Annotated in this window: 10 protein-coding genes; 9 read left to right on the forward strand and 1 reads right to left on the reverse strand. The window is 31.2% G+C overall.

What is annotated here, in order from left to right:
- The first annotated feature begins 38 nt into the window (after positions 1-38).
- The gene (locus tag psyc5s11_RS10105; RefSeq protein WP_224037457.1) at positions 39-1277 is read left to right on the forward strand and encodes a GNAT family N-acetyltransferase; all 1239 of its coding nucleotides are present in this window, start codon (positions 39-41) and stop codon (positions 1275-1277) included.
- Between the two features lie 152 nt (positions 1278-1429).
- On the opposite strand, the gene psyc5s11_RS10110 is transcribed toward psyc5s11_RS10105, so the two are convergent.
- On the reverse strand, positions 1430-3169 hold the full coding sequence (locus psyc5s11_RS10110; RefSeq protein WP_224037458.1) for an ATP-binding cassette domain-containing protein: 1740 nt from the start codon (positions 3167-3169) through the stop codon (positions 1430-1432).
- A gap of 479 nt (positions 3170-3648) precedes the next feature.
- On the opposite strand from psyc5s11_RS10110, the gene psyc5s11_RS10115 reads away from it, so the two are divergent.
- The 8 genes from psyc5s11_RS10115 to psyc5s11_RS10150 all read left to right on the forward strand — a co-directional run bounded on the left by psyc5s11_RS10115 (position 3649) and on the right by psyc5s11_RS10150 (position 16400).
- Complete coding sequence (locus tag psyc5s11_RS10115; RefSeq protein ID WP_224037459.1) at positions 3649-5091, forward strand: ATP-binding protein; 1443 nt, start codon at positions 3649-3651, stop codon at positions 5089-5091.
- 123 nt (positions 5092-5214) lie between these two features.
- Positions 5215-7155, forward strand: a complete 1941-nt coding sequence (locus psyc5s11_RS10120) for an NAD(P)/FAD-dependent oxidoreductase (protein ID WP_224037460.1) — start codon at positions 5215-5217, stop codon at positions 7153-7155.
- A gap of 64 nt (positions 7156-7219) precedes the next feature.
- Complete coding sequence (locus psyc5s11_RS10125) at positions 7220-8851, forward strand: thiamine pyrophosphate-binding protein (RefSeq protein ID WP_224037461.1); 1632 nt, start codon at positions 7220-7222, stop codon at positions 8849-8851.
- A gap of 4 nt (positions 8852-8855) precedes the next feature.
- A complete protein-coding gene (locus psyc5s11_RS10130; protein WP_224037462.1) occupies positions 8856-9227 on the forward strand; it encodes a carboxymuconolactone decarboxylase family protein in 372 nt (123 codons plus the stop codon).
- Between the two features lie 241 nt (positions 9228-9468).
- Positions 9469-9768 carry a hypothetical protein gene (locus psyc5s11_RS10135; protein WP_224037463.1) on the forward strand — a complete coding sequence of 100 codons (300 nt, stop codon included), beginning with the start codon at positions 9469-9471 and terminating at the stop codon, positions 9766-9768.
- A 360-nt stretch (positions 9769-10128) separates the two neighbouring features.
- Positions 10129-11607, forward strand: a complete 1479-nt coding sequence (locus psyc5s11_RS10140; protein ID WP_224033258.1) for an ISLre2 family transposase — start codon at positions 10129-10131, stop codon at positions 11605-11607.
- 424 nt (positions 11608-12031) lie between these two features.
- Positions 12032-15160, forward strand: coding sequence for an efflux RND transporter permease subunit (locus psyc5s11_RS10145; RefSeq protein WP_224037464.1), 3129 nt, complete (start codon positions 12032-12034; stop codon positions 15158-15160).
- Positions 15150-16400: an efflux RND transporter periplasmic adaptor subunit gene (locus tag psyc5s11_RS10150; RefSeq protein WP_224037465.1), complete on the forward strand. Its 1251-nt coding sequence runs from the start codon at positions 15150-15152 to the stop codon at positions 16398-16400. The genes psyc5s11_RS10145 and psyc5s11_RS10150 overlap by 11 nt, the downstream gene beginning before the upstream one ends.
- Positions 16401-16532 lie beyond the last annotated feature (132 nt).

Consider the following 16532-nt stretch of genomic DNA (forward strand, 5'->3'; position numbering starts at 1 on the left):
GATTAATGCTAATTTTTTTTATAGAGTAGGGAGGATTTATGGAAGATACAGAAAAATTTATTGAAGTAAATGGCGATTTTAAAATGAGAAAGTTAACAGAGGATGATTTAGAGCAGTTTAATGGACTATTAAGCTATGCATTTCAAATAACAATGGAAGATCTTCTACGTACTGGTTGGACAGAAGAACAAATTATGCATGCGAAAATGCCTATTCTTAAAAATGCCTATGTTCTTGGATGGTTCTACCACGACAAGCTAGCTTCAATGATTGTAGTATACTCAATGAAAGTAAATATTCATGATAATATTTGTAAGATGGGTGGAGTTACTGGAGTTGCTACGTATCCTGAATATACAGGCAAAGGTTTAATTCGATCACTGATAAAGCAGGTTATTATGCATATGTATGAAGAAGGACAATTTATTTCTTTTTTATATCCGTACTCAATTCCTCTTTATAGAAAACATGGCTGGGAAATCATTTCTGATAAAATAACTTTTACAATAAAAGATTCTCAGCTTCCTAAAAAAAAGCAAGCAGAAGGGATGATGGAACGTGTAGATTTGAAGTGTGAGGATATTTCAAATGTACATGATTATTTTTCTATGCAGCGTCATGGAGCAATGATTCGCGATGAACTTGCTTGGGATGAATATTGGCGTTGGGATAATGATAATATTATTGCTTCAATTTATTATAGCAAAAATCATAAGCCTCTTGGCTATCTAGTTTATTACGTTAAGAATGATACATTTCATATTAAGGAAATGGTTTATTTAAATACTGAAGCACATGATGGAATTTGGAATTACATAAGTGCACATTATTCTATGGTAAGCGAAGTAAAAGGGAATAATTACTCTGGAGAACCAATGGCTTTTTTATTTGAAGATAGTGAGATGGTTGAAAACATTGAGCCATATTACATGGCAAGGATTATAGATGTACAAGAATTTATTTTAAAATATCCTTTTTTAGTCAAATTACCAAAGTTAAAACTTAGCTTTAAAATAAATGATCCTGTAGCGCAGTGGAATAGTGGAGTTTTCAATGTTTACTGGATTGATGAAGAAACGGTGTGTGAAAAAACTGATGATATTCATGCTGCTAATCTAGTAGAAATGAATATTCAGACCTTCACAACTATGATCATGGGATATAAGCGTCCTACTTATCTTTATGAATGTGGAAGAATACAAACAGAATATTATATGCTGAGAGTTTTAGAACAGTTAATACCAGTAGAAAAACCATACTTTTCAGATTATTTTTAATTACACAATGGACAGTAGTAAATATAAAATTGGTTCTATCATCAGAATCAATAGGATTAAATATTAATGCACAACCTTGTTTAGGTTGTGCATTAATATTGTGGCTTTATTTACAATTTTATTTCAATCCCCTAAGTAAAAAAATATAAGATTTAAAGTAATTTAATCAGCGATTCTAACTCTTCAGATAAAACTTTTGCAAGCTCAAAATCAGTATTTTGCAGAGCCAATTCTATTTTAGTTTCAACTGATCTTTTCTTTTGTTCAATTTCTAAATAGTCTTTATCAAAATACTTCGCATAAATCATCTTTCTAAATTTTCGCATACTCATTTTTCTAATTGTCTTATTTTCAATCATTAAAACATAATCCACACAGTTTATTATAGAATAATAATCATGAGAAATCATTAAAATCGCACCGTTATAATTTTCTATGGCTTTTTCAAGTGCTATTTGTGAATAGGTATCTAAATGGCTTGTTGGTTCATCAAGAAGTAACATGTTTGCGTTACTTGCGGAAACTTTAGCCAATTGAAGTATATTCTTTTCTCCACCAGATAAAGATTCTATCTTTTGGTTTATGATTTCTTCGTTAAAACCATAGCTTGAAATATATGATTTAATTTGGTCACGAGTCTCAAATCCTGCATCGAAGAATTCTTCAAGTATTGTATTAGACGTATTTAGTATTTCTCCTTGAAGTTGAGATAAATAAGCTACTTCAATGTCAGAATCTATTTCAATAGAATCACGAGTATTTTTAAATATATCTCGTAGTAAAGTCGTTTTTCCGGTACCATTTGAACCTATAAGAGCTACTTTATCAGTAGATTTAATCTCGAAGTTAACATTTTCTAAAAGCATCTCATCAAAGCTAGCAGTGTAATCATTAACTTTTAAAGCGATGGTTTCTTCGATTTCATTATTAGTAACTAAACGGATATTCGGTTGTTTAATCTCTACAAATGGTGTTTTAATTCTACGATCTTCTAATCTTTCTTGAAGTTTCATTCTACCTTTTAGATATCTTCCAGCAGAAGTTTCACCTGTAATTTCTGCTCTATCTCTTAGTTTCTTGATTATGTGCTCGTTTCTCTCAATTTCTTCATCATCAGCTGCAGACAGTTCTTGCATTTCGATTTTAGTTTGAAGTAATAAGAAGTTATAATCAATGTATCTTCCATCAAATTCTTGGAGCTCCATGTTTTCAAGGTGAATAATTTTGTTAAAACAATGATTAAGTAGATATCTGTTATGGGTAATAATTAACATTATTCCCTTGTGAGAATTAATTAGATTTTTAAGAGAATTAAGGTTTTCAAAGTCTAAAAACACATCTGGTTCATCCATAATCATTAAGTCTGGACTATGAAGCATTTCGCGAACCACTTGAATAAGTTTAAACTCTCCACCACTAAGTTCAGATACCATTAAATCTTTAAGCTTGATTAGGTTTGCAAGAGTTAGTTTCTTAATAAGGTTGCTTTCGAAATCATCTCCACCTATCGCATCAAGTGAGTCTAAAGCTTGTTGGTACTTTATTAGTAAAGGATCAATATCTGAAGATGTTTCCATTTCAGTACAAATAGATGTTATTTCATTTTGTAGCTTAATAAAATCTTCCCCCAAATATTCGAAAACTGTAATTTCTTTTGTTTTGTCTAATTGTGAGAATTGACTTACATATCCAATTCTACAATTTGGATCTATCTCAAGCTTTCCATCGAACATATATCTTTCTGGATCCATAATTATATCTATCAGTGTACTTTTTCCACTACCACTTGTTCCTATAAAAGCACAATGTTGATCATCTTCTAAAGTAAATGAAATCTTATTATATAGATCTTTTTGCGGAAATGAGTAGGACAAGTTATCAATTTTTATCATATTATTACCTCTCTTTATCATTTGAAAAGAGCCTATATAAATAAGCTCTTCAATATGTAATATTCCCAAATATAACATTCCCAATCATAATTTTCAAATTGGAAAGATTATGTAGTAACGATATTCTGTTTTGGTTTATTACTTAAAGCATAACACTTTTTTCGACTAATTTCAATCATTTCAAGTATAATAACTCCACTAAATGTATATATAGTGAAGTTTTTGTTATTGCCTTCTAAATTTATTAAGGATATAGATTATAAATATTTAATGAAATTGCAACAGGAACTCTTATTTTAATAAATGATTCTTTGCAATGAAAATGCTAGTTCCCATCAGATTGCTTTACTTATAAAATTTAGTGAAATAAGTATTCCGACAAAGATAACTTAGTGATATACTTAAATAGTGAAATTGTGTAAAAAAGTGAATCATTATACATAAATGACTATGATTTTCTTTTAAGGGGGAAAAAATAAATGTTTCAATATATATATGGGCAAGAAGCAAGTTATATTACAGAATCAAAAAAGAAATGTGAAGAATTAGGACTGGATACTAATAAACCTAAAATGTCACCAAATATTATGTCGCAATTAGAGTTAGCTAGAAAAAAAGATATCTACAAGGAAATTTTGGATGTTGTAAGATTTTTTAGTAATAAAATGCTTAAATCATTGGAGGGTACTCCTGTGCTAATAACTATTACAGATGAAAATGGATATTTACTAGAGATCCTTGGAGATGAAACTATAAGTGCAACAATGTCTAAGTTTGGAATTAAACCGGGTATTCAATTTCGTGAAGAAGAGATGGGTACAAATGTGGTTAGTTTGACCCTTAAGCAAAATCAGCCAATACAACTAATAGGAAGTAATCATTATTATAAGTGTTTTTACGATAGTGCTTGTTATGGAGTACCATTTCATTATTCGGATGATGATAATTTACTTGGAAGTATATGTATTATGACTGCTATTATACTTCATAATCCATTTTTCTTAATGACATTAACTACGGTTGTTGATGCCATAGAACGTGAATTATTACTTAGGAGACAAGCTCGCCAAATTAATAAGCAACAAGAATTGTTATATAAATCAGAAAAAAAACAAAGAGAACTTCTTGAAAAGGATCTTGTTATGAAGGATGAATTTATAACACTTATTACTCATGAATTTAAAACACCAATAAATGTAATTTATTCAGCTATCCAACTGATTGAACAGGTATATATTAATGAAACTCCTCAGCCTGTTATAAACCTCATCGGAAGTATAAAACGAAATGCATTTAGACAATTGAGACTTGTAAATAATTTGTTAGACATTACAAGATTAAATTCAAAGCAGTTTAAATTAAATTTAAAGAATGTGGATATTGTATTTTTAACAAAATTAATTACAGAATCTATAAGGGTATATCCAGACCAGAAGAAAATTAAATTGAATTTTAAAACTAACGTCAGTAGTAAAAATACTGCAATAGATGATGAAAAATATGAACGTATAATTTTGAATCTTTTGTCAAATGCCATAAAGTTTACGCCAGAGGATGGAAACATAACTGTTGATATTAAAGAAAATAAGAAGAATAAAACAGTAGCTATTGCTGTTAGTGATACTGGTATAGGAATTCCAAAGGATAAACATAAGATGATTTTTGAACGATTTGGACAAGTTGAAAATAATCTTTCAAGGCAAGCAGAAGGTAGTGGCATTGGTTTAGCTCTTGTAAAATCTTTAGTAGTTATTATGGATGGTAAGATAGAAGTAAATAGTGAATTAGGAATTGGCAGTACATTTACTATAACATTACCTATTAAAGAAGACATAGATTGTGAAGAAAATAAAGTATTCCTACCCTCTGATAATAGGTTAGTAAATGCTGTTGATGTTGAATTTTCTGATATTTATTTTTAAGATTATTATTTATAAAAATTATATGTAAAAAACAGTTGAGTATAGTCTAGGCATATTATTTAAATAATAATTACTTTCAATAAATTTTGTGTCGCAAGCATAAAGAAAGGAATGATAGTTATTATGCAATACAATAAGTTATTTACACCATTTAAAATTGGTAGTATGGAAATTAAGAATCGTATAGTCTTTTCACCCATTGGAATTAATGTCTCTAATATTGATGGTACTATTTCAAATTGTGAAATCGATTATTATGAAGAACGTGCAAGAGGCGGAGCTGGAATGATAATTATGGGAGCTCAGTTTATTTCACAGGATATTGCAAATGGATCTCTTTCAGGTATATTAGAACATACATATGTAATACCTCAGCTTACTACTGTATGTGAAGTCGTTCAAAGATATGGAACAAAAATAGTTGCTCAACTATGTTGTGGTACAGGACGTGATGCTTTTCCAAACATACATGGAGAACCACCAATGTCAGCATCACCTATACCATCAACATTTAACCCAAAAGTTAATTGCAGGCCTATGAGCTATGATGATATACAAAATGTTATGGAAAGGTTTGCTTTTTCTGCAAAATTAGTTAAAGATGCAGGTTTTGATGCAATTGAAATACATGGTCATACAGGAGATTTAATAGATCAGTTTATGTCACCAATATGGAATAAACGTGAAGATGAGTATGGTGGAACAGATGAAAAACGTGCCCGCTTTCCTAGAGAAATTATTCGATCAATTCGTAATGCTGTCGGACTTGATATGCCAATATTATTCCGTATTTCTCTTGATCATCGTTTTGAAGGTGGACGTACTGTTGAAGACAGCATGCATCTTATTAAATTACTAGAAGAGGCGGGGATAGATGCAATAGATATAGATGCAGGATCTAATGGCGCAATTGATTATGTTTCTCCATCTGCATATTTAGGTGATGCATGTATGGAATATTTATGCGAACCTGCTCGAAGATCTGTTAAGATTCCAATACTTAACTCGGGAAATCATACACCTGAAACAGCAGTTAGATTAATAGAATCTGGAAATACTGATTTTGCAATGTTTGGTCGTCCTCTTATAGCAGATCCAGAAATGCCTAATAAGCTTATGAATGGTAAGGGTGAAGATGTTCGTCCTTGTATTCGTTGTAATGATTGTTTAGGACGTGTAGCAATTAGACAGACTAAGTTAAACTGTTCAGTAAATCCACAAGTTTGCAATGAAGTTCGTTTTCAAATTAAACCTGCTAAAGCTCAAAAAAATGTTGTAGTGATAGGAGCAGGACCAGCCGGTTTAGAAGCCGCGCGCGTTGCTTCAATTGAAGGACATAAAGTTACTTTGTTTGAGAAAGAGAAAGTAATTGGTGGACAGCTAGCAGCTGTTGCAACTCCTGCTTTTAAGAGTCAGCTTCGTGGATTAATAGATTGGTATGATATCCAACTTAAAAAGTTAGGTGTTGACGTGCAACTTGGACGGGAAGTTTCAGCTGATGATGAAATATTAGCAAGCTGTGACAAAATCATTGTAGGTACAGGTGCAGTTCCAGATTATATGTCTATTCGTGGTATTGATGGATCCAATGTTATTAATATAATTGAGGCACATAAGAATAAGAAACTATTAAAAGGTGAAAATATTGTGATATGTGGTGGTGGCTTGTCAGGTTGTGATATGGCTTTAGAACTTTCTACAGAAGGAGGTAAAAAAGTTACAATTGTAGAAATGGCAGATGTGATTGCAAAGGATGCTATATTTGTTAATTCAGCATCATTGATACCTATGCTTGCTAAAGCAGGAGTAAAAACTTATACAAATAGTAAAGTTACATCAATTGATAATCAAGGTGTTTATCTGCAAAGAGATGATGGTACATCTGAACTTATAAAAGCTGACAATGTAGTTACTGCTTTTGGTATGAGAAAAAACAATAAGCTGGCAGAAGAAATAAAAGCAAAATATCATATAAAAACTAGAATAGTAGGAGATTGCGAAAAAGTTGGAAAAGTCGGTACAGCTGTACATATGGGATTTTTTGCGGCACTTAGCTTGGAATGAATTAGTTAATATTTTACAAACCACCGTTTAGAATGTAAATATAATTCGTAAAGGAGATATGTATATGAAAAGCATAGCATATATTTTAGTATCAAATTTTAGAAAATGGGGAATTGGTCATGTTTTTGGAATACCTGGAAGGCCCCTTGCATCTTTAATTATGGAATTAGATAAACAAGATATTAATTTTATTTTAAGCAAACACGAAAGTGGTGCTGGTTATGAGGCTGCTGGCTATTCTCTAATGAACAAGAAACTAGGTGTAGCTATTGTAACTTCAGGTCCTGGCGGTACAAACTTATTAACTGCTGCAGGACAAGCAAAAGCTTATCATGTTCCAGTATTATTTATTACTGGACAACAATCTATGCACAATGCGGGAAAAGCTATAGGGCAAGATTCTACAATTTTTGGTACTGATTTAGTTAAGATGTTTGAGCCAGTTACTAAATTTAGTGCTAGGGTTGAAAGAGCTGATCAGTTTAAAATATACTTACAACATGCATTAGAAAAGGCATATTGGGGAGTTAAGGGCCCCGTTCATTTATCTATACCAATGGACATACTTGATGAACAAATTGAAGAGTTTGAGCTGAATTTACCGAATAATAGAACTCAATTAATATCTTCAAGATTAGATGAATTTATTAATAAACTTAATAATGCTAAAAAACCTGTGATTTTGGCAGGTAAGGGTATTCATTCAAGTTTAGCTTATGAAGAAGTTAAAAGTTTAGCGGAAAATTGGAATATACCAGTTATGACTACTCCAGGTGGCAAAGGAACATTTATTGAAAATCATCCATTATCACTTGGTGCCTTAGGTTTAGGTGGCACAGAAAGATCAAGTACATATATTAAAAAAGATATAGACTTAATGATTGTCATTGGAAGTAAACTATCCGATATGTCTTTAGTTGGGATATCATCAGATAATTATCCAAGAGAAGTTATTCAGTTAGATTATGATGCTACATTTATAGAAAAATCACTGTTTGTTCCAACATTACCTATTATTGGTGATATTAAAGAAAACTTGCAATTAGTATTAGACAAAGCCGGAGCCAGAATAAGAAAAAAGTATAATTTATTAGAAGAAAATTATGAATTTGAAGATAATGTTAATGAAAATGGCCCTTATATTTCAGCTGCTCATGCTATGGAAATAATAAGAAAGGAGTTACCAGATGATGCTATTGTTTTTGGGGATGATGGAAGTCATTCATTTTATGCAATAAGATATTTTAATATCAGAAAACCAGGCACATTCTTTTTTGATGATATATTTGGAGCTATGGGACATGCTATTGGTTATTCAATAGGAGCACAACTATCAAGTTATAATTCTAGAATTATTTGTTTAACCGGTGATGGATGTACTTTTATGCATGGGAACGAAATATCAACTGCAGCAAATTATAATATTCCAGTTACTTTTATAATATTAAATAATGGAAGATTAGATATGCCAGAGAAAGCTATGATACAGTTTTTTGGGAAAACAGTAGGAACGACTTATAATGTACCATTAGATATTAAAAAATTAGGTGAGGCTATGGGCGTAAAATCATATAAGTGTAGTAATCAATTTGAATTAAAAGAAGCTTTAGAGATTTCAAATTTACATAATGAGGCAATTATAATAGAAGTTGTGGTTGATCCATATGAAATACCACCAACTATGAAAAGGGGATAATAAAATGAATAAAGATTATGAAAATGGGCTTAATATTTTAAAACAAATGACAGATACAAATGGTGAACAAATGGTGAAAGCCGTAGGAGAAATATTTCCTGACTTTTTGGAAAAGATGATTTCTTTTGGTTTTGGTCAAATATATGCACGACCAAATTTGGATTTAAAAACAAGAGAAGTTGTAACTATAACTTCTCTTATAACACAAGGTGCATTTGAACAATTAGATTTTCATATAAAAGCAGGACTTAAAGCTGGATTAAAGTCCGAAGAAATATTAGAAATTATTTTGCAATGTGCAGCATATGCAGGATTTCCTAAAGCTTGCAGTGCATTAGGCATTGCAGGTGAAATTTTTAAAAATAGCAAAATCTAAATTTAAAAGGAAATTTAGATGATATTGATGAATTTATACGATCATTTAATAGTTATAAGATATTAGTTTAGCAAGGGCTTATGTAATGTAAGCTCTTATTTTTATGCTTTAATATTTAAAGATTACCCCTTTAGAAAATTAAATTTAAATATTAACAATCATATTATAGGAAATCTAATTAACAATTATCATATTCTAAATATATAATAAATAATCTTTATAAAAAAGGGGAGTAATTAAATTGATAAAAATATATAATATAACAATGAAAACGCCTTTTGGTATTCAACAAGGAAGAATTACCTTTATAATAAAGGATGAATCTTTAACTGGTTCACTTGAAGGAATGGGATCTAAAAGTAATTTCAATAATGGAAAAATTAATGGTAATAGCTTTGAATTTTCAGGACAAATTAGAAATTTAATAGCTAGTATACAGTACACTGCTAAAGGAACTTTAAATAATGATATGTTATCAGCAGCTGTCAACACAAAATATGGAGTTTTCTCCGTAACTGGAAAACTTGTGTCACAATCTTAAAATTAAGTTTTAAAAACAGAACTTGTCAAAAAACTTTCAATTACTGTGAAGAGAATAGGAAGTATCAATAATGAAACAATAACTTACAGGTACAAGCTTTAAAATAAAAGCAATTTTAGATTTTAGGCAGTAAATTTATAAAAAATAAATTTACTGCCTTTTTTTAATTTTCTATATTTAAATTAGAAACGATTCATATAAACATAATATATATTTCAGATGTTAGAGTATAATTTTAGTAGGCAGAAACAGTAATAAAAACTGTATAAATAGTAAAAGGAGATGCGAAAGCATCTCCCAAATACATAAATTATCCATTATAATTAAGTTGCTAAGACTAAATAGAATGGAGTTATATTTATGTATGAATTAAGTTTAAATGATAAAGGAATGACTTTCAAGGAGTTAGAGAAAAGAATTTATAAATATGCTTGTGACGAAGCTTGTAATGCTTTAAAAAGTATATTAGAATTTTTAGATGAAAAACTACTTAATGAAAGAGATAGCAAGGTTTACCGTAATAAAGGTCGTAAGCAAACTTGTTTGAGGACTATTATGGGGAACGTAGAGTATTCTAGGCGCATTTATGAATTTAAACTTGAAGATGGTAAGAAAGCAACTAAGTACCTTTTGGATGAGTATTTAGGGATGGACACTTTAGGAAATGTGTCTATAAATCTCGTAGAAACTATTTTAACTAACGTGACGGAGGTTTCTTTTAGAAAGACATCTGAGAATATTAAAACTATGTGTAATCAAGATATTAGTGCTCAAGGCGTTTGGAACATAGTTCAAACACTTGGGGAAAAGATTAAAGAAATAGAAAATCGTAAAATTGAGTTAAATGACAAAGGTGCATTAAAAGGCGAAAAGGAAGTACCAGTATTGTTTCAGGAGCAAGATGGAGTTTGGCTCTATCTTCAAGGTAATGATAGACCAAAAGGGAAAAATAAAAAGAAAGAGTTAAAACTAGCAGTATCATATACTGGCTGGACTTTACGCCCAGGGAGCAAAAAAGAATATGTGGTTGTTGATAAAACTGTTTGTGCAAGCTTTAGCAATTCCAATCACTTTAAAAAGCTTGCTAGCGCAACAATTTCAGAAAAATACAATGTAGATGAAATTCAAACTAGAATATTAAACGGTGATGGAGCAAATTGGATTAAAGCAACTTGTGAGGATGAAGACATTCATTTTCAGCTAGATCCATTTCATGTAGGCCAAGCGATTATACGTAAGGTAAGTGATAAAAGAGCTCAAAAGCAATTACTAAAACTATTTAGAGAAGGTAAAATTGATGAAGGTCTAGAAACTATTGTAAATATGATGATACTTACAAACGAAAAAGATATTGCATTTAAGAAGCTTACTGAATTATATGATTACTTTGTTCACAATAGAGATGGATTAATACCGTATAAATTAAGAAGTGACATAAACATGCCTACGGCGCCGGAAGGCATGGAATACAAGAATCTAGGCACAATGGAACATAATATTTGTGATGTATTAGCTCAAAGAATGAAGGGCAGAAAAATGAGCTGGTCTATTAATGGTGCAGATAATTTATCTAAAATATTATCTGAAAAATTTAGTAATAGGTTGTTTGATACTGTAGATAAAATCTACAGAAATATTATTTCTGATGATGTTATTGATACAGTAGTTGCAAAACTACCATTAACAGTATTTCAAGCGAATAAAGAATCTAATAAGTGTAAGGCATATAAGTGCAATAGTGCACAAATTCCGTATAGCGGAGCTGCCGCAACGTTAGGTAGAAAAATAGTACGTGATTTATGTGGATTAAAATCATTTAGTGATATTAGTTATAGTTAAATATACAGTATGGGTAGGGAAATTTTAAAAATGCAATGTAAAATAATGGATAATAATTTAAATAAAATTCTTGCCAACTTTTACTTGACTCAACCATTTCAGATTAATAACATCCAAGAATATAATTATTTATGATATAATTAATTAAAATGCCTAATTAACTACGTTTAAGGGATAGTCTTTATTCATGTGAACAACTTTAAGAAATGTGTGAGAAGTGTGATTGGAAATTAGTTTTTATGTATATTTATGGACAACGATGAATAACCCTTATAGAACATAAAGGTTTACCCTAATTTGGGTACATCACGCATATAGATAAATTATAAATTTATCTAAGTAGTTTCCTTTTCATATAATTAAATATTAAGAATCAATTAGTTAACAAGAGAGAATTATAGGACATGGAAAAAGGAGGAGAGAAATGAGTATAACTGAGATATCGGTAAAAAGACCAGCAGCCATGTGGATGGCAGTGATTTTATTCATTGGACTTGGTATTATGGGGTATAAAAGCATGGGGGCAGATTTAATGCCTTCTATGAATATTCCTGTCATATCCATAATGACAACATATAATGGTGCTAGTGCCGAAGATATTAAAAAAGATATTGTAAAACCAATTGAAGATGCGGTATCAGGAATAAGCGGTGTTGATGTTCTTAATTCCAGCGCAGGAGAAGGATATGGGACAGTTACAATAACTTTTAAAATGAGTGCAAATATAAACACCGCATATTTAGATGTTCAGAAAGCAGTTGAAAATGCATCAGCTGCACTTCCTAAAGCTGCAAATAAACCTACTTTGTTTAAGATGGATATGAGTGCCATACCTATTCTGGCAGTTTCAATAAATGGAAATGCCAGTTATGAGGAGCTTTACAATCAATCAGATATTTTAAAACAAAGATTAGAAAAAATACCTGGAGTAGGAAGCATTTCCTTAATGGGTAGTGATAAAAAGCAATTGATGATAAAGATTGATAAGGCGGCTATGGAGTATTATGGAGTGAATATTGATGCTTTGACGGGAACACTACAAGGAGCAAACGTCAATATACCAGGTGGAGTAATTAAACAGGATAACTTAGATCAATCTGTTAGAATTGTTGGCCAGTTTAGCACCATTGATGCTGCAAGAAATCTGTTAATACCTACTGGTAATGGAGTAACAATTCGTCTTGGTGATATTGCTAAGATTGATTTGGAAGTTCCAGATGCAACCACATTAACAAGATTTAGTGGCGAAAAGACTATGGCAATGATAATTGGAAAACAAAGTGATGCAAATGTCGTAGAAGTTGCCGATTCTGTAAAAAAAGAATTACAAGATATTAAAAAAACACTTCCAAAGGGTACAGATGTAAATATTCTAATGGATACAACTACGTTTATTACTTCCTCTCTTACTGAAATAAAGACTAACCTTATGGAAGGAATTATAATAACTGCAATTGTTCTTTATTTATTTTTCCGTAGTTTTCGTTCTTCTTTAGTGGTTTTAGTTGCGATTCCAACTTCACTGGTTGCTACATTTTTTATGATGTATCAAATGCACTTTACATTGAATATGTTATCCTTGATGGGTTTATCTCTAGTTGTAGGTACACTGGTAGATGATTCTATCGTTGTTATAGAAAATATACAGCGGCATATGGATATGGGGAAAAATCCAATAGACGCAGCCATTGAAGGCCGCAGGGAAGTAGGAATGGCAGCAGTAGCAATCACATTATGTGATATTGTTGTATTTGCGCCTATTTCATTTGTATCTGGTATGATAGGTCAGATGTTTAGAGAATTTGGGTTGACAATTGTTGCGGCTACAATGTTCTCGCTAATTGTATCTTTTACAATTACACCAATGCTTTCTTCAAGGTTATTAAAAAATGTAAACAATAAAGAGAAGAAAGTGAAAAAAGTGAAAGATAACTTTTTCACTAGAATAAATGCTAAAACGGAAGGTTCTTTTGAAAAATTTATAGAAACATATAAAAAATCTCTAATATGGTTCTTAGATAACAGGAAAAAAGTTTTAGCCATTGTTATTGCGGGGATTGTGCTTAGTGTAGCACTCATTCCAATGGGATTAATAAAATCAGAGTTTATACCTATTGCAGACCAAAGTAGTGTTACCATTAATATGAAGCTTACTCCAGGATCTACCTTAAAACAAACAGATGAGAAAGTTTTGGAGATAGAAAAATATTTACAAGAAATGAAAGAAGTAAAAAATTATTTTTCAATGATTGGACAAAGTGGGGAACAGAGCACAGATAAAGCTACTGCTCAAATTTATGTTAACTTGGTACCTAAGGGTGAACGTAAAAAAAGTCAAAGTGAACTTGCAAGTCAGGTTCGTGCTTTTGGGACAAAGATGTCTGGAGTAGATTTTAATGTATCAGAGTCAAATTCATCTGGTGGCAGTAGTAAGCCTGTGTCAATTAAGATAAAAGGAAATGATTCAGATACTATAAAAGAACTATCAAATGAAGTTGAAAAGTTAGTAAATACAGTTCCAGGAGTTATTGATATAAGTAATTCTTCAAGTGCAAGAAGTAGCGAACTTAGGGTAAATATAGACAGTCTTGCAGCTACTCAGTATAATCTTTCTACTGCAAATGTAGGTAGTGTTGTTAGAATGGCACTTGCAGGAACCAATGTGGGAGTTTATAGATCAAATAATGAAGAAAATGATATAACCCTTAAGTTTGAAAATGGACAAATAAAGAGTGCAGAAGACCTTAAGTCTTTGAAAATTACAAATACACTTGGACAACAAATTCCTCTAAGTCAAGTTGCGTCAATTCAAAAAATAGATAGTGATCCTTCTATATCGAGAGAAGATAAGCAGGATATGGTCACTGTAGAAGCCAACTTGCAAGGAAGAGTTCTTGGAGAAGTCACAAATGATATTAATGCTAAATTAAAATCCCTTTCAATTCCCAGTGGCTATAGTATAAGCTTCGGCGGAAATCAAAAACAAATGGCAGAGAGCTTTTCTTCTCTTGGACTTGCTTTAATTGCATCTTTAGCCCTTGTTTATATGATTTTAGTAGTACTTTATGAATCATTTTTAACTCCATTTATAAGAATGATGGCACTACCTTGTGCTATTATAGGAGCCTTTGGTTTATTAGCTTTAACTGGACAAACTTTAAACTTGATGTCAATGATTGGATTAATTATGCTCGAAGGTCTAGCATCAAAAAATGGTACATTACTTATAGATTATACAAATACTCTTATGAAGAGAGGCCATAATTTAAGGGATGCTCTTATAGAATCTGGTGTCACTAGGTTAAGACCAATTATAATGACTAGCGCAACGATGATTGTTTCGATGTTACCTGTTGCGCTATCTATTGGTGAAGGAACTGAAATGAAAAAGAGCATGGCTATAGTAATTATTGGAGGTATGGTTACGTCAACTGTACTTTCTCCGATTATATTACCAGTTATTTATACATTAATGGATGATTTAAAAAGAGTTATCTCTTTTAAAAAGAAAAAAGTTCAAAGTCTAGAAGGGGGTACCACAAATGAAGTTTAAGATTTCAAAGAAAAAGCTTATTATAGTGGGGATAGTTTTAGCAGTTGTTGTTGTGGGTAGTATTTCTATCTTTAGTAAAAACAATAAAGTAGAAGTAAAACTAGATGTTAAAAATGTAAAAACACAAAAAGTTACAACGGGAACAATTTCAACAAATATAGAATATGCAAGTAACCTAAAACCTGCAAAAGAGGTGATAGTTTTACCAAAAGCAGGAGGGAAAGTTGCAACTGTAAATGTAAATGTTGGAGATAAGGTTAGTGTAGGTCAAACATTATTTACATTGGAGACAACAGATTATGCAGCACAACTGGAGCAGGCACAAGCAGGAGTGAGTGCAGCTAGTGCTAACTTAGAAAGAACAAGCGACTCGGGATTCACTCAGCAATTATTGCAAGCAGAACAGTTAGTAGGAAAGTTACAAATTCAATATAATACTGTAAAAGACAGTTATGACAGAACACAAACTTTATATTCAGCAGAAGCAGTACCTAAAAAGGAGCTAGATGATTCAAAAGCACAGTATGATGCTATAACTATAGACTTGAAAAATGCTGAAGATAACTTAAATCTGCTAAAGAGTAAATCAGGACCTCAAGCTACAAAAGCTGCAGAAGCTGCAGTAGAACAAGCTCAAGCAGGAGTTAATTCGGTGCAAAATCAGATAAATAATGCTACCATTACTGCGCCAATAGCTGGGGTTGTGTCAGAAAAAGCTGTAGAAGTAGGACAACTTGCTAGTGGGCAGTCAGGTTCAGTTACTGTTATAGATTATAGTAATTTAACAGCAGAAATAAATATTCCTGACAAAATGCTTGCACAGATTCAAGTGGGGCAATCTGTACAAGTTGATATAAATGCATTACCAGATAAAAAAATAGTCGGGGTAATAGATAATATAAGTCCAAATACAAGTTCTAAAAACAACTTCTATGTTGTCAAAGTTAAAATTGATAATTCTAATGATGATATAAAATCAGGTATGTTTGCAAAAATATCTTTGTCAGCTGAAAATAAAAGCAACATTTTGATGGTTCCAAATGAAACAATTAAAATGGAAAATGGTGTGAATTATCTTTATACAGTGGATAATGGCCAGGTTAAAAAAATATCTATTGAAACTGGAATTTCAAATGAGAAATTTACAGAAATAACAAGCAGTATAGAAGAAGGTTTGGATGTCATTACAGAAGGACAAAATTTATTAAGTGATGGAGAAAAAGTAAATTTGGTGGAGTAAGGATTTAAACTAAGCCAATATCTTCAACAGCAGAACCATTAATAAAGACCAAAAAAACTATTAAGGTTATGAAATTGTGTTGAAGAACTTTTATGTATATTGCTTGAAATTTAATTACTAATAAAAATTAAG

The sequence above is a fragment of the Clostridium gelidum genome (genome assembly GCF_019977655.1).
GTDB lineage: Bacteria > Bacillota > Clostridia > Clostridiales > Clostridiaceae > Clostridium > Clostridium gelidum.

Coding starts and splice junctions, on each gene's coding strand:
- psyc5s11_RS10105 (WP_224037457.1), top strand. CDS start 39: ATGGAAGATACAGAAAAATTTATTGAAGTAAATGGCGATTTTAAAATG.
- psyc5s11_RS10110 (WP_224037458.1), bottom strand. CDS start 3,169: ATGATAAAAATTGATAACTTGTCCTACTCATTTCCGCAAAAAGATCTA.
- psyc5s11_RS10115 (WP_224037459.1), top strand. CDS start 3,649: ATGTTTCAATATATATATGGGCAAGAAGCAAGTTATATTACAGAATCA.
- psyc5s11_RS10120 (WP_224037460.1), top strand. CDS start 5,215: ATGCAATACAATAAGTTATTTACACCATTTAAAATTGGTAGTATGGAA.
- psyc5s11_RS10125 (WP_224037461.1), top strand. CDS start 7,220: ATGAAAAGCATAGCATATATTTTAGTATCAAATTTTAGAAAATGGGGA.
- psyc5s11_RS10130 (WP_224037462.1), top strand. CDS start 8,856: ATGAATAAAGATTATGAAAATGGGCTTAATATTTTAAAACAAATGACA.
- psyc5s11_RS10140 (WP_224033258.1), top strand. CDS start 10,129: ATGTATGAATTAAGTTTAAATGATAAAGGAATGACTTTCAAGGAGTTA.
- psyc5s11_RS10145 (WP_224037464.1), top strand. CDS start 12,032: ATGAGTATAACTGAGATATCGGTAAAAAGACCAGCAGCCATGTGGATG.
- psyc5s11_RS10150 (WP_224037465.1), top strand. CDS start 15,150: ATGAAGTTTAAGATTTCAAAGAAAAAGCTTATTATAGTGGGGATAGTT.